This is a genomic window from Pseudoduganella sp. GW821-FHT11H04 (assembly GCF_058807935.1).
Genome location: NZ_JBXARE010000003.1, coordinates 141,229 through 162,773 on the forward strand (window position 1 = coordinate 141,229; position 21,545 = coordinate 162,773).

The following is a 21,545-nucleotide window of genomic DNA, read 5'->3' on the forward strand; positions in this document are numbered from 1 at the left end:
CTCTTGAGTTTCGCTTCAGGATGCCAGGGCGGCTTTCAGGCCGTCCAGCATGATTGCGTTTTCCTCGGGCGTACTGACGGTGATGCGCAGGCAGTTGGCCAGTACATTATGCATTCTACCCACATTTTTGATCAAAACTTTGCGCTCGAGCAGTTTGGCATGGACCTGGTCGGAGTTTGATACACGAATGAGGATAAAGTTTGCGGCCGATGGGAAAACGTTGACACCCGGCAATTGCGCCAGTGCGGCCGACAGCTCGCCGCGCTGTTGGCGCAGCAGGGCCGCCTGCTCATTCAGCACCTCGAGGTGGTCGAGGCAGAATTCGGCGGCGGCCTGGGTCAGGACGTTGACGTTATAGGGTGGGCGGATCTTGTCGAATTGTTCCAGCAGGGCTGGCGCGCACGACATATAACCAAGGCGGATGCCCGCCAGGCCAAGTTTCGACAGTGTGCGCATGACGATCAGGTTGGGGAATTCAGGCAAGCGGCCCATGAAGCTCTGTTGCGCAAACGGCTCATAAGCTTCATCGACGACGCACAGGCCTTTGTCGCCCAACGCTTTGATGACTTGTTCGATATCGCCGGCGGAGAACAGGTTGCCGGTCGGGTTGTTCGGGTAGGCCAGGAAAACCAGCGCCGGCTTGTGCTGCTCGATCGCGGCCAGCATGGCCGGCAGGTCGAGCGTCAGATCGTCCTTCAGCGGCACGCCGACGAAGTCCATGCCAGCCACCATGGCCGAGCGCTGGAACATCACGAACGATGGCGCCGGCGCCATCATGACGGCACGCTTGCCTTCCGCCGGTTGCAGTGCGCAGGCTTGCGCCATGATGGCGATCAGCTCGTCGGAGCCGTTGCCCAGCATGACGTCGTAGCCTTGCGGCACGCCCAGCTTGGCGCGGATGCGCTGCTTGATCGTCTCATAGCTGGCGACCGGATAGCGGTTCAGCGCAACGCTGGCGATACGGTTGGCCAGGTCATGATGCAGGTGGCTCGGCAGCACATAAGGATTCTCCATCGCATCCAGCTTGATAAATCCGCTGGCATCCGGCACATGGTAGATGTGGTCGGAACGCACATCCTGGCGGATCGTATTGGCGATAAGGCTGTCGAGGGACATCTGCATTACTCCTGTTCTAAAGCCTCGCTAAGTACCGGCGCCGATTTCGTCCTGCGCCCCTTGCGAGGAAGGGTCTGACCCTTTGGGTCTGACCCGGGTTTACCGGGTTCAGGCAGCGCAGCCAAGCGCGCCCGAGCTATGTCGCAATACTCCGGATTCAACTCAAAGCCAACGAAATCCCGCCCGCAGCGACGCGCGGCAACAGCGGTCGTCCCGCTGCCCATGAACAAATCCATCACCACGCCATCCGGCGGGCAGCTGGCCTTGACCATGCGTTCGATAATTTCCAATGGCTTTTGCGTCGGGTGATCGACCCGTTCCGCGTGTTCCCGGTGCAAGCGCGATACGCTCCACAGGTCCTTGGGGTTGTAGCCCACTTCCAGCCATTTCGCGCCGACGAAAATCGAACGCGAACGAGCCTTCTTGGTGACGGCGTCGTACGGGATACGCACGGCGTCGAGGTCGAAGTAGTAATCCTTGCGGCGCACGAAGAACCCAATGGTGTCGTGCACCGACGAAAAGCTGCGGGTACTGCCGCCCATGGAAGGCACGCGGCGGTCCCAGATAATTTCATTCATCATCGTCATGCGCTTTTTCAGCATGACGAAAATCTCCGGCGAATAGCGCCAGGTCAGGAAGATGTACAGGCTACCGTTCGGCTTCAGCTTCGGCAGGGCCGCGTCGATCCACGCTTCCGTCCAGGCCAGGTAGTCTTCCATCGACTGCTGGTCGGAAGTGTTGCCGTAATCCTTGCCCAGGTTGTAGGGCGGATCGGTCAGGATCAGGTCGACGGAACCATCCGGCACGCGGGCCAGGCCGGCCAGCGCGTCTTCACAGTAGACCTGGTTCTTCCAGTCGGTCATTTCAGGCGCAACTCCGCACTGCGGGCGTGGGCTTGCAAGCCTTCGCCGTAAGCCAGTTCCGCTGCGATCTTGCCCAGCGTCTGTGCGCCAGCTTCGCTGACGTGGATCACCGAAGAACGCTTCTGGAAATCGTACACGCCCAGCGGCGACGAGAAGCGCGCGGTGCGCGAAGTCGGCAGCACGTGGTTCGGGCCGCAGCAATAGTCGCCCAGCGATTCGGACGAGAAGCGGCCGAGGAACATGGCGCCGGCGTGGCGAATCTGGTCGGCCCACTGCTGCGGGTTCTCGGCCGAAATCTCCAGGTGTTCGGCAGCGATGCTATTGGCGATGGCGCAGGCCTCCGCCATGTCGCGCACTTTCACCAGGGCGCCGCGGTCGCGCAGCGAAGTTTCGATGACGGCCTTGCGCGGCATGGTTGGCAGCAGCTTGGCGATGCTGGCTTCCACTTTCGCGATGTAGCCAGCGTCAGGGCACAGCAGGATGGCTTGCGCCAGCTCGTCGTGCTCGGCTTGCGAGAACAGGTCCATCGCCACCCAGTCAGGGTCGGTGGTGCCGTCGCAGATCACAAGGATCTCGGACGGTCCGGCGATCATGTCGATGCCGACGGTGCCGAACACGCGGCGCTTGGCCGAAGCCACGTAGGCATTGCCTGGGCCGACGATCTTGTCGACAGGCTGGATGGTTTCGGTGCCGTGCGCCAGCGCGGCGACGGCTTGCGCGCCGCCGATGCCGATCACGCGGGTCACGCCGGCGATGGCGGCTGCGGCCAGCACCATCTGGTTCTTCACGCCGTCCGGGGTCGGCACGACCATGATGATTTCTTCCACGCCAGCCACCTTGGCCGGCACGGCATTCATCAGCACCGACGATGGGTAGGCGGCCTTGCCGCCTGGGACGTAGATGCCAACACGGTCCAGCGGCGTAATGCGCTGGCCCAGGATGGTGCCATCGGCTTCGGTGTAAGTGAAACCTTGAAGCTCCTGCTTCTGGCGCTCGTGGAAGGCGCGGATGCGGTCGGCGGCGGTTTGCAGCGCGCTGCGTTGCGCGGCAGGCAGCGCGGCCAGCGCGGCGTCCATTTCGGCCTGGCCTATGTCGAAATCGGCCATGCTCGCGGCGCTCATGCGGTCGAAGCGGTTGGTGTATTCCAACACAGCTTCGTCGCCGCGCGCGCGCACGTCGGCAATGATCTTCGCTACCGCGCCTTCGATGGCGTCGTCGGTTTCTGCTTCAAAGGCCAGCAACGCGTCGAGCGTTTCCTGGAAGTCGTCTTGGGTGGAATCGAGCTTGCGGATCATGGTCATTACGCCTTCGCCAGCGAGGCGCGTTCAAATGCTTCGATAATCGGTTGCAGGCGAGCGCGCTTCATCTTCAGCGCGGCCTGGTTCACGACCAGGCGCGAAGAAATGTCCATGATTTCTTCCACTTCCACCAGGTTGTTGGCGCGCAGGGTGCTGCCAGTGGAGACCACGTCGACAATCGCGTCGGACAGGCCAACCAGCGGCGCCAGTTCCATCGAGCCATACAGCTTGATCAGGTCAACGTGAACGCCCTTCTTGCCAAAGTGCTCGCGTGCAATCGAGGTGAACTTGGTCGCCACGCGCAGGCGCGCGCCCTGGCGCACCGCGGTCTCGTAATCGAAACCGGCGCGCGTCGCCACCGACATGCGGCACTTGGCGATATGCAGGTCCACCGGCTGGTACAGGCCCTCGCCGCCGTGCTCCAGCAGAACATCCTTACCCGCCACGCCGAAGTCCGCCGCGCCATGCTGCACATAAGTCGGCACGTCGGATGCGCGCACGATCAGTACGCGAATGCCAGGGTCCGAAGTAGGCAGGATCAGCTTGCGGGAGGTTTCCGGGTTTTCGAGGACTTTGATGCCGGCTGCTTCCAGCAGCGGCATCGTGTCTTCAAAAATCCGGCCTTTCGACAGGGCGAGGATAAGTTCCATAAAGTTTTACTTCACACGGGTGATATTGGCGCCAACGGCGGAAAGCTTTACTTCCATGCGGTCATAGCCGCGGTCCAGGTGATAGATGCGGTCGACCAGGGTTTCGCCTTTGGCGGCCAGGCCGGCGATCACCAGCGAAGCGGAGGCGCGCAGGTCGGTCGCCATCACAGGCGCGCCGACCAGCTGCTCTACGCCATCGATGTAGGCGGTGTTGCCGTCGATGGAAATCTTCGAGCCCAGGCGGTTCATTTCCTGCACGTGCATGAAGCGGTTTTCGAAAATCGTTTCGGTCACGCGGCTGGAACCGCTGGCGATCAGGTTCACGGCCATGAACTGCGCCTGCATATCGGTCGGGAAGCCCGGGTATTCGGTGGTGCGGAAAGTGACCGGCTTCGGTCGCTGGTCCATCTGCGCGCGGATCCAGTTGTCGCCAACTGTCAGCTGCACGCCCATTTCGCGCAGCTTGTCCAGCGCCACGTCGAAGATGTCGGTGCGGGTATTGCGGATGGTGATGTCGCCGCCCGCGGCAGCCACTGCGCACAGGAAGGTCGCCGCTTCGATACGGTCGGAGATCACGTCGTGCTTGGCGCCGTGCAGTTCCGAAACGCCCTGGATCACCAGGCGGTCGGTGCCGATGCCTTCGATCTTGGCGCCCATGGCCACCAGCAGGTTGGCCAGGTCGGTCACTTCCGGCTCGCGCGCGGCGTTTTCCAGGATGGTTTCGCCTTCGGCCAGGGTCGCTGCCATCAGCAGGTTCTCGGTGCCGGTCACGGTGATCATGTCGGTCACCACGCGGGTGCCCTTCAGCTTCTTGCACTTGGCGTAGATGTAGCCGCCGTCGATGGTGATCTCGGCGCCCATCGCCTGCAGGCCCTTGATGTGCTGGTCAACAGGGCGCGAACCGATCGCGCAGCCGCCCGGCAGGGATACCTTGGCCTCGCCGAAGCGCGCCAGCAGGGGGCCCAGTACCAGGATCGATGCGCGCATGGTTTTCACCAGCTCATACGGCGCTTCATATTTGTCGATCTTGGAGCCGTTCAGCGTGACCTTCTCGCCGTCCTGCTCAACCGACAGGCCGGTCTGGCGCAGCAGCTTGAGCATGGTCGCCACGTCGTGCAGCAGCGGCACATTGGTCAGTTCCAGGTCGCCCGCAGTCAGCAAGCCCGCGCACAGGATAGGCAGGGCAGCGTTCTTGGCGCCGGAAATCGTCACGTCGCCGACCAGGCGCTTGCCGCCGGTGATGAGCAGTTTGTCCATATTCTCTTCTTATCCTTGGAATTCTTCTGGGGTCAGGGTTTTCATCGACAGTGCGTGGATTTCTTCGCGCATGCGGTCGCCCAGCGCGGCATACACCAGCTGGTGGCGCTGGATCAGGCGCTTGCCGGCGAAGGCAGGCGATACGATCACGGCCTGGAAGTGCTGGCCGTCGCCCTCCACTTGCAGGTGGGTGCATTCGAGGCCGGCAGCGATATAGCTGTGGATTGCTTCTGGAGTTGTGGTCACTTTGAATTCCTCAATAAATCAGTGGCGCAAGCGGTAACCGCTGCGCAGGAGTTTGATAGCGAGCAGCGCCAGCACGACCAGGAAACTGGAGACGATGGCAACGCTGATCCATGGGTTCACGTCGGACTGCCCGAAGAAGCCGTAGCGGAAGCCGTCGATCATGTAGAAGAACGGATTGGCGTGCGATACGGCCAGCCAGAATGGCGGCAGCGAATGGATCGAATAGAACACGCCGGCCAGGAAGGTCAGCGGCACGATCAGGAAATTCTGGAAGGCGGCCAGCTGGTCGAACTTCTCGGCCCAGATGCCGGCGATCAGGCCCATGGTGCCGAGGATGGCGGCGCCCAGCAGCGCAAACACCAGGATCCACAGCGGCGCGGTGAAGCTCAGGTGCGCGAACCAGGCAGTGACAGCGAACACGCCGAAGCCCACGGTTATGCCGCGCGCCATCGAGGCCAGCACGTAGGCGGAGAATATCTCCCAGTGCGACAGTGGCGTCAACAGGACGAACACCAGGTTGCCCGTGATCTTGGACTGGATCAGCGAAGAAGACGAATTGGCAAAAGCATTTTGCAGCACGCTCATCATCACCAGTCCAGGGACCAGGAAGGCGGTGTAGGTCACGCCCGGATAGACTTCGACGCGGCCTGACAGCACGTGCCCGAAAATCAGCAGGTACAGCATGGCGGTCAGGATAGGCGCGGCGATGGTCTGCGTTGCGACCTTGTAGAAGCGCAGCGTCTCTTTGTAGACCAGGGTGCGGAAGCCGGTGGTGATCATACGATGTTCTCGTCCATGATTTGCAGGAAGATGTCTTCCAGGTCGGCCTGCTGCAGCTGCATCTCGTCGATGCTGATGCCGCCCTGGCGCAGCTTTGCCAGGATGTCTTCCACTTCGGCGTAATCGTTGATGCGCAGGCTGTACTTATTGTCTTCCGGCGGGTGGTTCAGCAGCGGCTGCAGTTCTTCCGGCAAGGAGTTGTGCGGCAGGTGCAGCACCAGCTGCGAACCCGAGATGCGGCGGATCAGCTGCGACATGGAGTCCAGCGCCACCACCTTGCCCAGCTTGAGCATGGCGACGCGCTTGCACATGGCTTGCGCTTCTTCCAGGTAGTGCGTGGTCAGCACGATGGTGTGGCCTTCGCGATTGAGGCGCGAGATGAACTTCCACAAGGTCTGGCGCAGCTCCACGTCGACGCCGGCGGTCGGTTCGTCCAGCACGATGACGGGCGGCTTGTGCACCAGCGCCTGCGCGACCAGCACGCGGCGCTTCATGCCGCCGGACAGGGCGCGCATATTGGTGTCGGCCTTGTTGGCGAGGCCCAGCTCTTCCATCACCTCGTCGATCCACTTGTCGTTGTTGCCCAGGCCGAAGTAGCCGGACTGCAGGCGCAGCGTTTCGCGCACCGTGAAGAAGGGATCGAACACCAGTTCTTGCGGCACCACGCCCAATTTGCGGCGCGCGGCGCGGAAGTCCGACACGACATCGTGGCCGTGGATCTTGACGCCGCCGGCGTCGGCGCGGATCAGGCCAGCAATGATGGAGATCAAAGTGGTCTTGCCTGCGCCGTTCGGACCGAGCAAGCCAAAGAACTCGCCTTCTTCGATCTTCAGGGACACGCCGCCAAGCGCCTGCAGCGCCTTGTAGCGCTTCTGGACGTTGCTGATTTCGATTGCTGTCATGCTTACTTGTATAGATAACTGGTACAACGATGACCGTTGTAAAGGCGCGCGCTCATCAGGCGCGGTAGACGGTCAATTATATTGGAAATTTGGTTCGGGCTCGCTGAACCCGTATTTACTTGCCGATGTCAGGTGCTGACAGGCAGGCAGCGGAAGGGGAGTTAGGCGGGGGTCAATGATGATGCAGGTCGGCAGGTGACACGAGCGTGCACACACCGTAGAGCTTGGTTAAGCTCAGCAGAGGTTTTGGCAGGTTGCGCAATTCCAGTTTGATGCCGTGTTGAACGGCAGCGCGCTGCCATGCCAGCATGACTGACACGGCGGCGGAGTCCACTGCTTCCACCTGTCCCAGGTCGAACACGGTCTGGCCGGCGCGCAGCGCAGCCAGGCCCTGTGCCAGCGCTTCCGTGGCGTTGGCCACGGTCAGCGCCTTCAAGGACAATTGGTTGGAAACAGTGGTATCAGGCATGTTTTATTTACCTGCGGTCTTCATTGGCTTGGAGGCCAGCTTCTTGTTCTTTTCGGACAGGGTCTTGATCAGGCCATCGATGCCGCCCTTGGAGATTTCCGAAGCGAAGGTGCCCTTGTAGGCTTCCACCAGCCACGCGCCCAGCACGTTGATGTCATAGATCTTCCAGCCGGCATCGGTCTTGGCGACGCGGTAGTTCAGCTGGATAGGCTCGCCGCGCTGCTGGTTCACCTGGGAACGCACTTCCACTTCGGAGTCGCCTGGCGAAGAACGCATAGGCTTGAAGTCAACGGTCTGGTCTTTCACTTGGGATAGGGCGCCCGAGTAGGTGAAGATCAGCAGGGTGCGGAATTCGGTGGACAGCGCTTTTTGCTGTTCCGGGGTAGCGTCGCGCCAATAGCGGCCAGCTGCCAGGGAAGTCATTTTCTGGAAGTCGACGTAAGGCAGGATCTTGGTTTCAACCAGGTCCATCACCTTTTTCTGGTTGCCGGCCTGGATGTCCTTATCGTTCTTGGCGGCATCGAGCACTTCCGAGCTGATGCGTTTCACCAGCACGTCAGGCGCCTCGTTGGCGGCAGGAGCAGGAGCGGCAAACGCGCTGGTGGCGAAGGCTACCGTTGCGACCGCGATCAGTTGTTTGATCAGTTTCATTGTTCTTTACCTATGTAGGGTTGTATTCCGGGTCACAGGCTGGGTTTCGTTTCAGCCGGTTCCGCGATTATAGCTTGAGTAGGCTTTACGTCCTCGTCCTCCAGCTCCGCCTTCTTCTGCTTGCCCTTAGGGCCGTCTTCGCCATCGTAAACCTGGCTGTTACGGCGCTGCATATAACCGTCGCGGATGAACTCGTAACGGTCGAGAGCGGCATCTTCCAGCAGCGTGGACGCGTCCAGCAGAGCTGCGCGTTGGTCCACGACACGAACAACGGTGCCGGTGTTGCGGACGTTGACAGGATTTTTGTATTGCCATGGGTCGGCGTAGATATCAACCGGCAGGGCGACGGTGTCGCGCACCGTCGATGGGCCCAACAGCGGCAGCATCAGGTAAGGACCCGATGGCACGCCCCAGGAACCCAGGGTCTGGCCGAAATCCTCTTTATGTTTTTGCAAACCTGCTTCGGAGGCAATATCGAGCACGCCCAGCAGGCCGAAGGTCGAGTTCAGTGCGACACGCATCACGTCCGACATGCCATCGCCAACCTTGCCTTGCAACATGTTGTTGGCGGCGGTCCAGACATCGGCCAGGTTACCGAAAAAGTTGTTCACGCCGGTCTGGAAGAAGCTTGGGGTCACGTTCTTGTAGGCCGTGGCTGTCGGCTTCAGCGCGTATTCATCGACCTTGTCATTGAAGTCGAAAACGGCGCGGTTATAGCTTTCGTACGGGTCACGCGGGTTCGGACCAGCACAGCCGGCCAGGGTAACGGTCGCTGCAACGGCGAGGGTCAGTTTGCGGAATTTGCTCATTTGGAGTCCTTTCCTTCTGCTGCCTTGCTATAGATGAACTGGTTGATCAGGTCTTCCAATACGGTTGCGGACTGGGTACGGGCGATTTTGTCGCCGGAAACCAAATTCTTTTCATCGCCACCGGCTTCGATGCCGATGTACTGTTCGCCCAGCAGGCCGGCGGTCAGGATCTTGGCCGAGCTGTCTTTCGGGAACTTGAAGCCTTCGTCCATGTCCAGGGTTACCACGGCTTTATACACCTTATCGTCGAAACCGATCGACGCGACACGGCCCACCACCACGCCCGATGCCTTGACGGCAGCCTGGGTACGCAGCGAACCAATATTGTCGAAGCGCGCCGAAACCTGGTAGGTCTTGCCGAAGCCGATCGAACCCATATTGCCAGCCTTCAACGCCAGGAACATCAGCGCAGCCGCGCCCATAACGATGAACAGACCTACCCAAACATCCAGAGATTTACGTTGCATGTCAAATCCTTTTAATCAGCGGTGTCAGGGCCAAACACACAACACGCTGCGCGTGTCGTGTGTCAGGACCTGACCCCGGTTGTTACTTGCTAAACATCAGCGCCGTCAGCATGAAGTCAAGCCACCAGATCATCAGAGAAGAGATCACCACGGTGCGCGTCGTCGCACCGGAAACGTCTTCCGGGGTAGGCTGGGCTTCATAGCCCTGGTACAGCGCGATATAAGTGATGGCGATACCAAACACCACACTCTTCACGAAACCGTTGAATATGTCTTTCCACACGTCCACGCCGCCCTGCATCTGCGACCAGAACGCGCCTTCATCCACACCGATCAGGCCCACGCCGATCAGGTAACCGCCCAGGATACCGACAGCACTGAACATGGCAGTCAGCAGCGGCACCGAAATCACGCCAGCCCAGAAACGCGGCGCCAGCACGCGCTGGATCGGATTCACGGCCATCATTTCCATAGCGGACAATTGTTCGCCCGCCTTCATCAAGCCGATCTCCGCGGTCAGTGAAGTACCGGCGCGGCCAGCGAACAGCAGGGCGGTGATCACCGGCCCCAGTTCACGGGTCAGGCCCAGCGCGACCAGCAAGCCCAGCGACTCGGACGCACCGTACTTGTTCAGAGTGTAGTAACCCTGCAGGCCCAGCACCATGCCGACGAACAGGCCGGACAGGATGATGATCAGCAGTGAGTAATTACCAATGACGTGCAGTTGCTCAACCAGCAGGCGCGGACGGCGCAGCAGGCCAGGCGACAGCCCCAGCATGGTGGCCAGGGTACGGAAGGAAAAGCCGATGCTTTCCACATAATCGCGTGCGCCACCACCCACGCTCAGCAGGAAACGACGCATCATTTGCGCGCTCCCAGGCCCAGATCTTCGGCCAGAGATTTGCCCGGATAGTGGAATGGCACAGGGCCATCCGATTCCGCATGTACGAACTGCTTCACGTAAGGGTCGGTCGAAACCATCATGTCAGCCGGAGTGCCGTGGGCGACGATCTTGCCCTGCGATAGGAAATACACATAGTCAGCAATCTGGAACGACTCTTTGACATCGTGCGACACCAGGATGGTGGTCGAGCCCAGCGCATCGTTCAGGTTGCGAATCAGGTTGGCGGTAACGCCCATCGAGATCGGATCGAGGCCGGCGAACGGCTCGTCGTACATGATCAGTTGCGGGTCGAGCGCGATCGAGCGCGCCAGGGCCACGCGGCGCGCCATGCCGCCGGAGATTTCGCCCGGTTTCAGCTTAGCGGCGTTGCGCAGGCCGACAGCGTTCAGCTTGATCAGGACCAGGTCGCGGATCAGTTCTTCCGGCAAATCGGTATGTTCGCGCAGCGGGAAGGCCACGTTTTCGTAAACGGTCAGGTCGGTGAACAGCGCGCCGTGCTGGAACAGCATGCCCATTTTGCGGCGCAGCAGGTAAAGGTCCTTGGTGCTCAGTTTGTGAACGATCTGGCCTTCGACGCTGACTGCGCCTTTCTGAGGGCTGATTTGGCCGCCGATCAGGCGCAGGACGGTGGTCTTGCCGCTGCCGGAGCCGCCCATGACAGCCACCACCTTCCCGCGAGGGAAGTCCATATGGAGGCCGGACAAAATTGCCCGCTTTCCATAGCTGAAGTGTAAGTCACGGATTTCGACGAGATTTGGCACTGATGTCGCTCTTTGTTCTTGAGGCCACATTGTAATTCAGAAACGGTTATCTCTGCTCAGAGGCCTCTGGCCGCCCCAATGGCGCAGTTAAAGAGAGCAATAATACAACACTACTAACCGCAGAGTCAGCAATTTACAAATTGAAACGCCTGTTGATTGCACGCTCACTGCTGCAAGGCAGCAATTTCCTGCTATTTTAATAACTTTGGCTCAATTGAAGGAAAAAACGCATGAAAATTCGTCGGACGGTCCTTGCTTGCTCCTTGGCGGCTATCTCGGCCCAGGCTTTGGCGGATGGTGACAAACTGGAAGTAGTCACTGTGACTGCGCAAAAGCGCAAGGAAGACCCGAACAAAGTTGCGATGAGTATTTCCGCCATCAGCGGCGCCTCGCTGCTGTCGCAGCAGGTTTCGGACTTCACCGACCTGACGCGGGCCGTGCCGAATATTTCCTTCACCGCCGCCACCGGCAACGGCGGCGCCGGCCCGGGCACGTCCAATATCGAGATCCGCGGCATCAGTTCGGCGGCCGGCCAGTCCACCGTCGGCATTTATCTGGGCGACGTTTCGCTCACCGTGGGTAACCTGTACACCATGGGCACCGTGGAGCCGAAGTTCTTCGATATCGACCGGGTGGAAGTACTGCGCGGCCCGCAAGCGACCCTGTACGGCGCCAGCTCGATGGGCGGCACCATCAAGTTCGTGCCGAACGAGCCGGACCTGAAGGACCACGAGATCACCGCCTATGCCGAAGCTTCGAGCACGCGCGGCGGCAGCGCGAATTTCGCGACCAATGTGGTGGGCAACTTCCCGCTGGTATCAAATGAACTGGCGCTGCGCATCGGCGCCCAGGCCCAGCGCACGGGCGGCTTCGTCGACCAGGTGGATGGCAACGGCAATGTGCTGGCGAATAACATCAACAAGATCAACGACCAGGAACTGCGCGTGGCCCTGAAATGGGCGCCGACGCACGACCTGACCATCACCCCATCCATCTACTACCAGCGCGTGGACGCCAAGGATATCGCCGCCTTCAACCTGGACCGCCCGCCGTACCAGGCGCAGAAGCAGGTGCGCGAGCCATCCATCGATAAGCTGCTGACGCCTAACCTGGCGGTGAACTGGGACTTGGGCGCCGCCGACCTGACTTCCAGCACCAGCTACTTCCAGCGCAAATTCGACCGCACCCAGAACGGTTCGGCCTACAACAGCTACTCGCTGTCGACCTTCCTGACGTCGACCGACGACGGCGGCAAGGCGCCACCGGAACTGATCGACGCGATTGCAGGCCTGCCTTCGGCGGTTTACCTGAATAATGCCGTGCGCCAGATTTCACAGGAATTCCGGCTGGCGTCCAAGCCATATTCGGCCGGCGGCTCGCCTGTGACCTGGCTGGTTGGCTACTACTTCTCCAACCAGCACACCAATCTGAACGAAAACGACCCGATCTTCGGCGTCAACGCCACGTTCGAAAAGTTCGGCTTCTCCAGCGCCGATCCGGACCTGCTGCCTGAGTCCTATCCAGGCGCCTTCCCGAACGATAACTCCTTCGCCGGCGAATTCCACTACCGCGAAAAACAGAATTCGATCTTCGGCGAAGCGAACTACTACTTCACCCCGACGCTGCACGGCACCATCGGCGCCCGCTACCTGAAAGGCAAATCCACGCTGACCCAGCGCAATAGCCTCTACCTGGCCGGCGCGGGCAACAACAGCAGCACCAGCCTGTCCTCCAGCGCCTTCACGCCGAAGTACGCCGTGACCTGGGAAGTAACGCCAGAACACACCGTGTACTCCTCCGTCGCCAAAGGCTTCCGCCTGGGCGGCTCCAACGTCTTCGTACCGCCAACCACTTGCGGCCCGGACCTGGAAGCGAACGGTCTGACCGCAGGCCCGCCAACCTACGCCTCCGACAGCCTGTGGAGCTATGAAGTCGGCAGCAAATCGCGTTTCATGGGCGGCCGCGTCTCCGTCAACGCCGACGCCTTCTACGTGAAGTGGAAGAACATCCAGCAAGGCGTCTACCTGCCAACCTGCGCCTACAGCTACAACGCCAATGCGGGCGACGCCACCAGCAAAGGCTTCGAGTTCGACATCAAAGCCAAGCCGATGGCCGGCCTGACCCTGAGCGCCGCTGGCGGCTACGTGAAGGCCGAACTGTCCAATGACGAAGGCATCGCCAACGGCGTCGTCGGCGCAGTGAAAGGCGCGCAAGTACAGGGCGTACCGAAGTACAACAGCACCATCACCGCCCAATACAACTTCTCCACCGCCAGCGGCCACAGTGCATTTGTGATGGGCGGCGTGCAGTGGGTCGGCCCAAGCAAAGGCTCTTTGAATCCCGAGCAGACCGACTACGAACGCCCCGGCTACCACACCGTCAACTTCAGCACCGGAATCTCGATCGACCGTTACCAGCTGACCGCCTTCATCAAGAACGCCTTCGACGAGGACAAAGTGATCCAGCATCCGCAAGTCGCTTCGATCGTGCAGGGCTACCGCCTGGCGCCGCGCAGCATCGGCATGAGCATCGCAGCGAAGTTCTAAGCAGATGAAAGCATCGGATCTGGGAGCACGCCTAGTCGTGCTGCTGTTCGCGCTTGCATTCGCGCTTGTGTTCACATGGGGCGGGGTATGGGCCTGTCTCCGCCCCTTGTACATGCAGTTGCACGGCAGCTGGGCGGCCAACAGTTATGTGTCGGTGCCGGCGCAAGTCGAGTCAATTGTGCTCGACGAATGGTCCAGCAAAAAGAGCGGCACCGTGTACCGAGCAAGAGGAAGATTCAGTTACGAATTCCAAGGCGCCGCATACCACGGCGACCGCCTCAACTTCAGCTCCATTGCGGACAGTAAAGGCGGCTATCAGCACATCTTGTTCGCAAAGCTGGACAAAGCACGGACATTTGGACGGTCCGTGAATTTGTGGGTGGACCCGAACCATCCTGAGTCCTCGGTCTACGACCGCTCAATACGCTGGGACAACTCGATCCTGGAACTTGTATTCGGCCTTTTGCTTACGGCTGGTGGACTTTATGCCTGGCGCATCGTCTATCGTATATTTCGGGTTTGACCCAGCTACAATGCGTCATGGACGAAAAAGACGACGACAATCCCCTCAGCATGCGCGTGGCCGTGGTGGTGGCAATCCTCGCCACCTTCATGGGCATCTGTAAGGTCAAAGACGACAACATCAACCAGGGCATGCAGCAAGCCCAGGCCAACAAGGTAGACCACTGGTCCTTCTACCAGGCTCGCAATATCCGCGAAGAAGTCGCCAACGCGACGATCGTACAGCTCAAGCTGGCTAAGGCTGGCCGCCCATTCAGCGAACTGGCATCCTACGACGAAGCCATCGCCAGCTACACCAAGGTGGCGGCGGACCAAAAGCGAAAGAAGGACGAACTCAAAGCCCAGGCCGAGCAGGACGACAAAACCTATGACGCCCTGAACTTCAAGGACGACCAGTTCGACCTGTCCGACGCCATGCTGGCAATCGCGATCGCACTGCTGGCGATTACGGCACTCACCAAGCAGCGTTGGCTGTTCTGGCTATCCATGCTGCCAACGGCGTTCGGTATGTTCATGGGCACCGCCGGCCTGTTTGGCTGGCACTTCCATCCAACCGCACTGATTGCGCTGCTATCCTGACATGATGAACAGACTGCTTGCCGTACTTTTCGCCGCCTCTGTCTTGACTACGCCAGCAGCAATGGCGCAGGAGAAGCCCCCTGCGCACTTCGAAAACCCCGGCATCTGCCCTTTCGAATGCTGCACATATCGGGAATGGACGGCCGAGAACGACATTCCAGTCCATAAAAGCCGCAGCGAAAAGTCGCCGATCGTATTCCGGTTACGGCGACAGGAAAAAGTCAATGCGCTGACTGGCGTAGTCGTCACAGAACGGGCCAGCGCAGTAAAGATCGACAAGCCGGTCCGGGATGGTTATGTCGAAGGCAGCGATCAACCGCAGCTTTCACTGAAACCAGGCGACGTGATCTACCGTCTCTCGCCACTCGGCGAAGGTGCGTTCCTCTTCTGGTACCAAGGCAAGGTCTACCGCAGCAGCATCGACCTGGCATCGATGCCCACTGTTGATGAAAAAGAGGCCAAGATGATCTGGTGGAAGCAGGTTAAGAACAAGGCGGGCAAAAAGGGCTGGACCACTTCCGACAGGTTCGCCAACGCCGACGCCTGCGGCTGAAGATTAATTGCGGCTAACGGCCAACTGCGGCCGGTCGGCCGTTGAGAATTTGACGTGCGACTGCGCAAAGGTGCGAATAACTAGCAATGAAGAATAGTTTCCTTTCCATTGACTCTTCGATCTTTGAGTCGCTCGCACACCGTCCGCTGCGGCTGCAGGAACTATTGGCAGTTGCCGCTGTTCGAACCGAAGCTCTGCGCCTCAACGTCCGGCGAGCCGGTGTATCCCCAAGCGAAAGTGCTGACAAAACCATCAACGAGCGATTGCAGACACTTCGGCGTAACGGCAATATTGCGTACGATCCAGCGACAAGTCGTTGGGAAATTCTTCAGTGATGCGACTGAGATTTAATCTGGGATTCGAAAACGTACTACCGGCCAATTGCAGACGGAAACATGGAACGATACATATGCTGAAAACCGGACATCCCTCACCAGAACAGTACGCGGCACTTATTTCGGCAGACGGGCCAAAACGGCTCAAGCATTTGGTATCGCAAGCCGCTGATAGAGAAGTGCTCTGGGGGCTACGTGATGAATCGGGATGGGTTAGTCTAGCTGACGATTCTGATGCTCCAGGGTTTCCTATATGGCCGCATCCTGATTATGCGCGGGATTGTGCAACTGGCTCCTGGGGCGGATGTTTGCCGGCGGAGATCGAAGTCCACGAATTTGTCGACGATTGGCTGCCGGATATGTCGGCACAAGGCTTGTCGATTGCAGCTTTTCCGACTCCCTCGATGCGCGGCGTTTGGATTTCTCCTGGCGAGCTAAAGCTACGCTTGGAGGAAGAATTAGCAAAATACGAGTAGGCGGCTTAGTTACATGACCGTCTGCGGCCAGAACCGGTCGCTCAAAAAGGATATGAATTCGTGGGTTTTCCCCTTGTCTTTGTTCTTGATGTGCTCATCGCCGCGCTTCTAGGTGTCTTGGGACAAACTGCGGGTATGATTAAAAAATTAACTGAACTGGATCGAGAATTCACGGTGGATGGAGTAGGTGCCACGGCCGGATTTTTTAGAACTTAATATGGAGGAGTTGTGACGCCGGAGTATTTTGTTGATGCACTTGTAACGGTTGTTCATGAGACCAGCGTCGAAGACACGCTTAACGAACTTCGAGATGGACCAACTGGCAGACGTCCTCCAAAAGATCTCGTTCGCCTGTCCGAATGGTATGGAGAGAAATCCCCGCAGGACCACGTGTATATACGCCAGCTGGTCGAGCAGGCCGTCCACTCGGCCCTCTTCGGAACATTGTGCGTACTCGATGGCGTGCGCGCGATCGAGGGAATTGGCGATAAGTCCGAAATTGAGGTGTTCTCGGTGTTAGGCGATCAACGATCACGCTTGAATCCTCCCAACAATCCTTTGCATGACATTTATCAAGCCCAAATCTATGACCGGGTCTTTGGTAAGTCTCGCTAGTCTTCTATGCATGTGGACGCCTTTGGAGCTGTTGATTTAGCGTGGTTAAGAATGCATTTAACGGTAACGGCCAATACCCGCCCCTCGACACTTGTTCTGTAGGGATAAACAAATGGCCGACCGATGTTATCCCGAAGTCGCCCATGCTATATTGCTAATTTGCGATATATAACGTTATTTGCTAAAGAGGTATCGATGAGCGTCTTTCGAGAGAAGCCAGTTTTCTATTACACCGCAGTGGGTTTGCTGGCGATTTACATTATTTTGACGCTAATCTCCTTAATTTCTCATCTTGATGCCAGTGGCGTGGAGCAGTTCTCATACCTAAAGCACATCGGGATGGTCGTTTTGAACATCTATTTCCTTTCCTCGAAGAACCGTTTTTTCAACTACCTTGCGTTAGTGTGGCTTATCGTTTTGCCGTTCGAACGATATGTCGAGATCTATAGATCGGTTTCGTCCGGCAGTGCTAGCTATTGGGATCTCCTATCAAGCATTGATGGACTACGAATCTTTGTTTGGATGGTGGCAGTTTTAGTTTTGGTATCAAAACTCGCTGTAGATCGCTACGTAAATCCACAGGTCATCACTGAGTAAAGCAGATAGGCAGGATCGCAACGGTCCGCAAAGGGGCGGCTTTGGCAGACAGGCTGCTGGCGGTACCCGGCCAGGAGCAGACTATGATCGAAACTTAAGTTGGTAATCGGAACTATGACATCCTTCGAAAGCAAGGAAAGTTCAATGCGCCTAAAGTGTGCACTGCTCCTTTTGGTCATTGCGATTGCGTATGCAGGCGGTTACGTGTTTGCTCGCACGCGAGGATTCATCGTTATGTACGAGGATCATTTTAAAGATGAGCGGATAGCGGTTCGAAAGTGTGGTCCTGGCGTAGACGTTCGCGAAACAGAATGGGCACATCGGCGGAACAAATTGAGCTTGCTGTTGTATGACGTATTCTTGCCGGCAGCTGAAGTCGAGAACTTCGTTCGAGGAGGAAGAGCTCCTTACTAATCCCTTCGGTTTCCGAATCCGGCCAAACAGCGGCCCGTCGGCCGTTGAGAATTTGACGTGCGACCGCGCAAAGGTGCGAATAACTAGCGATGAAGAATAGTTTCCTTTCCATTGACTCTTCGATCATTGAGTCGCTCGCGCACCGTCCGCTACGGCTGCAGGAGCTTTTGGCAGTTGCCGCTGTTCGAACCGAAGCTCTGCGCCTCAACGTCCGGCGAGCCGGTGTATCCCCAAGCGAAAGTGCTGACACAACCATCAACGAGCGATTGCAGGCACTTCGGCGTAACGGCAATATTGCATACGATCCAGCGACAAGTCGTTGGGAAATTCTTAGTGATGCAACTGGGGCTTAACCTGGGATTCGAAATCGTACTACCGGCCAATACCAGCCCCTCAATTCGTGCGCGGTTTTGCCAGGCAAAAGGTTGGCCGCGGCTCAATCGCCGCTGATTATGCTACATAGTTTAGTTTTGATTAATAACGAGTTATCTGCCACGACAATGAACGGACAGCAATTAATTCATTTGGTTCTCACACTTTGGAAGTCCGGTGACACCGAATTGCTTCCAGAACATGTCTCGTCATCGGAATTGCGGCTCGCGCTGCAGCTGGCTTCGCTTATTGATCGTTTCGATTACTGTTGCTCGATTGAGTTCGCCGAGATTGCGTTCGGGAAGTCGGATGCATATGTGGCGGCTCTTAAACGACGATTCTCTGTGCCGACAAAGCGCACCGAAATGAGGGAACAATTTTTCGAAAGCGTTCGACGTATGATCGCCAATGCAGATATTGATCGATATTTTCCCGCCTCTTATGAGGCTGAGCTAACAGCCATACGCCGAGATCTTTTGGCGCTAAATGACAGATAGCAACTTCCCCGACCAAACCACTGGCAGCTGTCGGTAAGCTGCACGAGAAGCAATATGCAGATGTCGGCCAGGGGCAGACATACAAACAACTGAGAAACATGACAAAACTGTTGATTTTCATCGGGGAAGGTCTGAAGTTCGATGTCGATACGACAATCGACGCTATCGTCTCAATGGATGGCACGACGAACGCTAGAAGAGGCAACTTTATCGGTGCGATTTTCCAATGTGAATATAGGTACGCAAGAGAAAGTACGATCATCCGTATAAGCGCTAAGGCCCAAACTATTACGGCTGAGGGATTGAACGCATGCTCACTTTCTTTTGCGGTTGAGCTTCAAAAGGTAATAAAAGTCGACCTACAGGCCGTCGACATGGACTACAGCTTCCACGTTGCGTTGCGCGACTTCCCAACAGTTGAATCATTGGCACACGCCGTGTACGAGTAAACGTCGGCTTTGGGGCGAACTCGAAAATAATTGCGAACTTCCGCAAAGGGGCGTAAGCTGCCTCCGAACTTGTAGCAAGCGCCAGGTCAAGTTTGGAGTATCTGAGGTTATGAGAAGGACGGATTGTGCATCAAGATCCTAGCCACCGCCAAATACTTTCACGATCAATGGCGCAGTTCCAAGCCCCACCGTAACAATCATTCCTAGTGTCGCAATTTGCAGGCCAATCACCATGCGGAAATCCGCGCGTAGGTCGCGGACATCGTTGACAAGATGCTCCGTGGTAACTTCGAGACGTGACAAACGGCTTTCTATTTCACCGTTCTGCTTAGGTGGTGGTTCGCTTTGCATGGCCACCCCGTTCTTATTACGTGAAGAAGGTCGTGAAGCGCACTGGGCTGTACATTTGAACCATCCGATTGGATTAGATCGAACGAATGATCGCCGCCGCGAGTCCAATGCCGACAGTGATGACCATGCCGACTAGCACCCGAAAATCAGTTGTGCGAATTTTCATGAGTTGCTCGGCAAGATCTTTTTGTCCTGACTTCAAATCGCGGATCTCGTTCAGCACTACTTCCAGAATGGATTCCACTCTAAGCAAGCGTGCCTCTACGCATGTCTGCGGAAGACGGACGGGGTCAGTTGTCTTTTCTTGCTCGTGATTGTTCATGGCTAACTCACGAATGCAACGCTATCCGTCATTGTAAATCTTAAAGACGGCAAGCCAGACTTCGACTGACGCAATAAACGCTAAGGCAATCGCGACACAAAGTTCACGGCGCAATGCGCGAAACTCCATGTGCAATCTGCGGCTGGATTCGGACCATCGATCGTTGAGATGGTTGCTCTGCATGGCTGCCTCGCATTGAATGCGTGAAGCCAGTTTACGCTGAAGGGGGAGAACGTCAAGCGCACTGGGCTGTGCGCTTGACGTGGAGGGACTTGCTTAGCGTGGCAGAACGGAGCTGCCCATCAGGTACTCGTCGACAGCACGTGCGCACTGGCGGCCTTCGCGGATCGCCCACACTACCAGCGACTGGCCGCGGCGCATGTCGCCTGCTGCGAACACGCCTGGCTTGCTAGTCTTGTAGCTGTTGTCGCCTTCGGTCTGCGCGCGGACGTTGCCGCGTGCATCCTTGTCGACGCTGAACGCGTCCAGCACTTGCGCCACTGGCGAAACGAAGCCCATAGCCAGCAGCACCAGGTCGGCCTTCATCTCGAACTCGGAGTTCGGCACTTCGCTCATCTTGCCGTCTTTCCATTCGACGCGGCAGGCGATCAGTTTTTCGACTTTGCCGTTCTTGCCTTCCAGGCGCTTGGTGGCGACAGCCCAGTCACGCTCGCAGCCTTCTTCGTGCGAAGAGGAGGTGCGCAGCTTGGTCGGCCAGTATGGCCATACCATCGGCTTATTTTCCTGTTCCGGTGGCATTGGCATCAGTTCGAACTGGGTGACGCTGGCGGCGCCGTGGCGGTTCGAGGTGCCGACGCAGTCGGAGCCGGTGTCGCCGCCGCCGATCACGACCACGTGCTTGCCGGTGGCTTTGATCTGGTCTTTGACCTTGTCGCCTGCGTTGACCTTGTTCTGCTGCGGCAGGAAGTCCATCGCGAAGTGGACGCCTTTCAGTTCACGGCCTGGCACTGGCAGGTCGCGCGGGGTTTCCGCGCCGCCAGCCATCACGACGGCGTCGAAGTCTTTTTCCAGATCCTCAGGGAAGATGGTTTCCTTGGAGCCGTTGGCCACGGATGCCGGGAAGTCTTTGCCGATCAGGACGGAGGTGCGGAACTTCACGCCTTCCGCTTCCATCTGCTCGACGCGGCGGTCGATGTGGACCTTTTCCATCTTGAAGTCAGGGATGCCGTAGCGCAGCAGGCCGCCGATGCGGTCGGCCTTCTCGAACACGGTCACGTCGTGGCCGACGCGCGCCAACTGCTGCGCTGCGGCCAGGCCTGCAGGACCGGAACCAACGATCGCGACCTTCTTGCCGGTCTTGACGTCGGAAATCTGCGGCACGACCCAGCCGTGCTCCCAGCCTTCGTCGATGATCTTGTGTTCGATCGACTTGATGCCGACTGGCAGCTCGTGGATGCCCAGGGTACAGGCGCTCTCGCAAGGCGCCGGGCAGATGCGTCCCGTGAACTCCGGGAAGTTGTTGGTCGAGTGCAGCGTGTTCAGTGCTTCGCGGTAGTGGCCGCGGTACACCAGGTCATTCCAGTCCGGGATGATGTTGTTGACCGGGCAGCCCGAATTACAGAACGGGATGCCGCAATCCATGCAGCGTGCGCCCTGCACCTTGGCCTGGTCGTGGCTCAGGTGGATGACGAACTCTTTATAGTTCTTGAGGCGAGCCTCTGGAGCCAGGTAGCTTTCCTCCTGGCGCTGGAATTCCATGAAACCGGTGATCTTACCCATTTTA

General features: G+C 58.1%; 27 protein-coding genes. 10 read left to right on the plus strand and 17 right to left on the minus strand.

Annotated elements, in window-relative coordinates; genetic code table 11:
* Positions 1-15 precede the first annotated feature (15 nt).
* The 14 genes from hisC to AC1RTP_RS07685 form a co-directional block, all read right to left on the minus strand.
* Positions 16-1,122, minus strand: coding sequence for a histidinol-phosphate transaminase (gene hisC / locus AC1RTP_RS07620; protein ID WP_498606049.1), 1,107 nt, complete (start codon positions 1,120-1,122; stop codon positions 16-18).
* Positions 1,122-1,979, minus strand: a complete 858-nt coding sequence (locus AC1RTP_RS07625; protein WP_498606051.1) for a DNA-methyltransferase — start codon at positions 1,977-1,979, stop codon at positions 1,122-1,124. Before AC1RTP_RS07625 ends, hisC begins: the two co-directional genes overlap by 1 nt.
* Positions 1,976-3,280: a histidinol dehydrogenase gene (gene hisD, locus AC1RTP_RS07630; protein WP_498606053.1), complete on the minus strand. Its 1,305-nt coding sequence runs from the start codon at positions 3,278-3,280 to the stop codon at positions 1,976-1,978. Before hisD ends, AC1RTP_RS07625 begins: the two co-directional genes overlap by 4 nt.
* Complete coding sequence (gene hisG, locus AC1RTP_RS07635; RefSeq protein WP_155455820.1) at positions 3,280-3,927, minus strand: ATP phosphoribosyltransferase; 648 nt, start codon at positions 3,925-3,927, stop codon at positions 3,280-3,282. Before hisG ends, hisD begins: the two co-directional genes overlap by 1 nt.
* Positions 3,928-3,933: 6 nt before the next feature.
* A complete protein-coding gene (murA, locus tag AC1RTP_RS07640; RefSeq protein ID WP_498606056.1) occupies positions 3,934-5,184 on the minus strand; it encodes a UDP-N-acetylglucosamine 1-carboxyvinyltransferase in 1,251 nt (416 codons plus the stop codon).
* 9 nt (positions 5,185-5,193) lie between these two features.
* Positions 5,194-5,430 (minus strand): BolA family protein, encoded by a 237-nt coding sequence (locus AC1RTP_RS07645; protein WP_055938984.1) that lies wholly within the window; start codon positions 5,428-5,430, stop codon positions 5,194-5,196.
* An 18-nt stretch (positions 5,431-5,448) separates the two neighbouring features.
* Positions 5,449-6,210 (minus strand): ABC transporter permease, encoded by a 762-nt coding sequence (locus tag AC1RTP_RS07650; protein ID WP_498606058.1) that lies wholly within the window; start codon positions 6,208-6,210, stop codon positions 5,449-5,451.
* Positions 6,207-7,112, minus strand: a complete 906-nt coding sequence (locus AC1RTP_RS07655; protein WP_498606060.1) for an ABC transporter ATP-binding protein — start codon at positions 7,110-7,112, stop codon at positions 6,207-6,209. The genes AC1RTP_RS07650 and AC1RTP_RS07655 overlap by 4 nt, the downstream gene beginning before the upstream one ends.
* 172 nt (positions 7,113-7,284) lie before the next feature.
* Entirely contained in the window at positions 7,285-7,581 is a 297-nt protein-coding gene (locus AC1RTP_RS07660; RefSeq protein ID WP_498606063.1) for an STAS domain-containing protein, read from the minus strand.
* A 3-nt stretch (positions 7,582-7,584) separates the two neighbouring features.
* On the minus strand, positions 7,585-8,232 hold the full coding sequence (locus AC1RTP_RS07665) for an MlaC/ttg2D family ABC transporter substrate-binding protein (RefSeq protein ID WP_498606066.1): 648 nt from the start codon (positions 8,230-8,232) through the stop codon (positions 7,585-7,587).
* A gap of 32 nt (positions 8,233-8,264) precedes the next feature.
* Positions 8,265-9,041, minus strand: a complete 777-nt coding sequence (locus tag AC1RTP_RS07670; protein ID WP_498606067.1) for an MlaA family lipoprotein — start codon at positions 9,039-9,041, stop codon at positions 8,265-8,267.
* Positions 9,038-9,508, minus strand: a complete 471-nt coding sequence (gene mlaD / locus AC1RTP_RS07675) for an outer membrane lipid asymmetry maintenance protein MlaD (RefSeq protein ID WP_498606070.1) — start codon at positions 9,506-9,508, stop codon at positions 9,038-9,040. Before mlaD ends, AC1RTP_RS07670 begins: the two co-directional genes overlap by 4 nt.
* An 82-nt stretch (positions 9,509-9,590) precedes the next feature.
* Complete coding sequence (mlaE, locus tag AC1RTP_RS07680) at positions 9,591-10,373, minus strand: lipid asymmetry maintenance ABC transporter permease subunit MlaE (RefSeq protein WP_498606072.1); 783 nt, start codon at positions 10,371-10,373, stop codon at positions 9,591-9,593.
* Positions 10,370-11,173 carry an ABC transporter ATP-binding protein gene (locus AC1RTP_RS07685; protein WP_498606074.1) on the minus strand — a complete coding sequence of 268 codons (804 nt, stop codon included), beginning with the start codon at positions 11,171-11,173 and terminating at the stop codon, positions 10,370-10,372. The genes mlaE and AC1RTP_RS07685 overlap by 4 nt, the downstream gene beginning before the upstream one ends.
* Before the next feature lie 230 nt (positions 11,174-11,403).
* Here AC1RTP_RS07685 and AC1RTP_RS07690 point away from each other — a divergent pair, with 230 nt between their 5' ends.
* The 10 genes from AC1RTP_RS07690 to AC1RTP_RS07735 all read left to right on the plus strand — a co-directional run bounded on the left by AC1RTP_RS07690 (position 11,404) and on the right by AC1RTP_RS07735 (position 19,128).
* Positions 11,404-13,719, plus strand: coding sequence for a TonB-dependent receptor (locus AC1RTP_RS07690; protein WP_498606076.1), 2,316 nt, complete (start codon positions 11,404-11,406; stop codon positions 13,717-13,719).
* 37 nt (positions 13,720-13,756) lie between these two features.
* A complete protein-coding gene (locus AC1RTP_RS07695) occupies positions 13,757-14,242 on the plus strand; it encodes a DUF3592 domain-containing protein (RefSeq protein WP_498606078.1) in 486 nt (161 codons plus the stop codon).
* A gap of 17 nt (positions 14,243-14,259) precedes the next feature.
* Positions 14,260-14,820, plus strand: coding sequence for a DUF4337 domain-containing protein (locus AC1RTP_RS07700; protein ID WP_498606079.1), 561 nt, complete (start codon positions 14,260-14,262; stop codon positions 14,818-14,820).
* A gap of 1 nt (position 14,821) precedes the next feature.
* Positions 14,822-15,373, plus strand: coding sequence for a hypothetical protein (locus tag AC1RTP_RS07705; protein WP_498606080.1), 552 nt, complete (start codon positions 14,822-14,824; stop codon positions 15,371-15,373).
* Positions 15,374-15,459: 86 nt separating this feature from the next.
* Complete coding sequence (locus AC1RTP_RS07710; protein ID WP_498606082.1) at positions 15,460-15,708, plus strand: hypothetical protein; 249 nt, start codon at positions 15,460-15,462, stop codon at positions 15,706-15,708.
* Positions 15,709-15,782: 74 nt separating this feature from the next.
* Positions 15,783-16,184, plus strand: a complete 402-nt coding sequence (locus AC1RTP_RS07715; RefSeq protein ID WP_498606084.1) for a DUF2750 domain-containing protein — start codon at positions 15,783-15,785, stop codon at positions 16,182-16,184.
* A 228-nt stretch (positions 16,185-16,412) separates the two neighbouring features.
* Positions 16,413-16,799: a hypothetical protein gene (locus AC1RTP_RS07720; RefSeq protein ID WP_498606086.1), complete on the plus strand. Its 387-nt coding sequence runs from the start codon at positions 16,413-16,415 to the stop codon at positions 16,797-16,799.
* A 195-nt stretch (positions 16,800-16,994) separates the two neighbouring features.
* Positions 16,995-17,396 carry a hypothetical protein gene (locus AC1RTP_RS07725; RefSeq protein WP_498606088.1) on the plus strand — a complete coding sequence of 134 codons (402 nt, stop codon included), beginning with the start codon at positions 16,995-16,997 and terminating at the stop codon, positions 17,394-17,396.
* 839 nt (positions 17,397-18,235) lie between these two features.
* Positions 18,236-18,679 (plus strand): hypothetical protein, encoded by a 444-nt coding sequence (locus AC1RTP_RS07730; protein ID WP_498606090.1) that lies wholly within the window; start codon positions 18,236-18,238, stop codon positions 18,677-18,679.
* 98 nt (positions 18,680-18,777) lie between these two features.
* On the plus strand, positions 18,778-19,128 hold the full coding sequence (locus AC1RTP_RS07735) for a hypothetical protein (RefSeq protein WP_498606091.1): 351 nt from the start codon (positions 18,778-18,780) through the stop codon (positions 19,126-19,128).
* 138 nt (positions 19,129-19,266) lie between these two features.
* Here the strand turns inward: AC1RTP_RS07735 and AC1RTP_RS07740 are convergent, their stop codons facing one another.
* The 3 genes from AC1RTP_RS07740 to AC1RTP_RS07750 all read right to left on the minus strand — a co-directional run bounded on the left by AC1RTP_RS07740 (position 19,267) and on the right by AC1RTP_RS07750 (position 21,541).
* Positions 19,267-19,479 (minus strand): hypothetical protein, encoded by a 213-nt coding sequence (locus AC1RTP_RS07740; protein WP_498606093.1) that lies wholly within the window; start codon positions 19,477-19,479, stop codon positions 19,267-19,269.
* 73 nt (positions 19,480-19,552) lie between these two features.
* Entirely contained in the window at positions 19,553-19,801 is a 249-nt protein-coding gene (locus AC1RTP_RS07745; RefSeq protein ID WP_498606095.1) for a hypothetical protein, read from the minus strand.
* Between the two features lie 276 nt (positions 19,802-20,077).
* On the minus strand, positions 20,078-21,541 hold the full coding sequence (locus AC1RTP_RS07750) for a glutamate synthase subunit beta (protein ID WP_498606097.1): 1,464 nt from the start codon (positions 21,539-21,541) through the stop codon (positions 20,078-20,080).
* Between the last annotated feature and the right edge of the window lie 4 nt (positions 21,542-21,545).

Coding starts and splice junctions, on each gene's coding strand:
- AC1RTP_RS07650 (WP_498606058.1), bottom strand. CDS start 6,210: ATGATCACCACCGGCTTCCGCACCCTGGTCTACAAAGAGACGCTGCGC.
- mlaD (WP_498606070.1), bottom strand. CDS start 9,508: ATGCAACGTAAATCTCTGGATGTTTGGGTAGGTCTGTTCATCGTTATG.
- hisG (WP_155455820.1), bottom strand. CDS start 3,927: ATGGAACTTATCCTCGCCCTGTCGAAAGGCCGGATTTTTGAAGACACG.
- AC1RTP_RS07700 (WP_498606079.1), top strand. CDS start 14,260: ATGGACGAAAAAGACGACGACAATCCCCTCAGCATGCGCGTGGCCGTG.
- AC1RTP_RS07655 (WP_498606060.1), bottom strand. CDS start 7,112: ATGACAGCAATCGAAATCAGCAACGTCCAGAAGCGCTACAAGGCGCTG.
- AC1RTP_RS07740 (WP_498606093.1), bottom strand. CDS start 19,479: ATGCAAAGCGAACCACCACCTAAGCAGAACGGTGAAATAGAAAGCCGT.
- AC1RTP_RS07750 (WP_498606097.1), bottom strand. CDS start 21,541: ATGGGTAAGATCACCGGTTTCATGGAATTCCAGCGCCAGGAGGAAAGC.
- AC1RTP_RS07670 (WP_498606067.1), bottom strand. CDS start 9,041: ATGAGCAAATTCCGCAAACTGACCCTCGCCGTTGCAGCGACCGTTACC.
- AC1RTP_RS07660 (WP_498606063.1), bottom strand. CDS start 7,581: ATGCCTGATACCACTGTTTCCAACCAATTGTCCTTGAAGGCGCTGACC.
- AC1RTP_RS07710 (WP_498606082.1), top strand. CDS start 15,460: ATGAAGAATAGTTTCCTTTCCATTGACTCTTCGATCTTTGAGTCGCTC.
- AC1RTP_RS07715 (WP_498606084.1), top strand. CDS start 15,783: ATGCTGAAAACCGGACATCCCTCACCAGAACAGTACGCGGCACTTATT.
- AC1RTP_RS07705 (WP_498606080.1), top strand. CDS start 14,822: ATGATGAACAGACTGCTTGCCGTACTTTTCGCCGCCTCTGTCTTGACT.
- murA (WP_498606056.1), bottom strand. CDS start 5,184: ATGGACAAACTGCTCATCACCGGCGGCAAGCGCCTGGTCGGCGACGTG.
- AC1RTP_RS07665 (WP_498606066.1), bottom strand. CDS start 8,232: ATGAAACTGATCAAACAACTGATCGCGGTCGCAACGGTAGCCTTCGCC.
- AC1RTP_RS07725 (WP_498606088.1), top strand. CDS start 16,995: ATGAGCGTCTTTCGAGAGAAGCCAGTTTTCTATTACACCGCAGTGGGT.
- AC1RTP_RS07625 (WP_498606051.1), bottom strand. CDS start 1,979: ATGACCGACTGGAAGAACCAGGTCTACTGTGAAGACGCGCTGGCCGGC.
- hisC (WP_498606049.1), bottom strand. CDS start 1,122: ATGCAGATGTCCCTCGACAGCCTTATCGCCAATACGATCCGCCAGGAT.
- AC1RTP_RS07745 (WP_498606095.1), bottom strand. CDS start 19,801: ATGAACAATCACGAGCAAGAAAAGACAACTGACCCCGTCCGTCTTCCG.
- hisD (WP_498606053.1), bottom strand. CDS start 3,280: ATGACCATGATCCGCAAGCTCGATTCCACCCAAGACGACTTCCAGGAA.
- AC1RTP_RS07735 (WP_498606091.1), top strand. CDS start 18,778: ATGACAAAACTGTTGATTTTCATCGGGGAAGGTCTGAAGTTCGATGTC.
- mlaE (WP_498606072.1), bottom strand. CDS start 10,373: ATGATGCGTCGTTTCCTGCTGAGCGTGGGTGGTGGCGCACGCGATTAT.
- AC1RTP_RS07690 (WP_498606076.1), top strand. CDS start 11,404: ATGAAAATTCGTCGGACGGTCCTTGCTTGCTCCTTGGCGGCTATCTCG.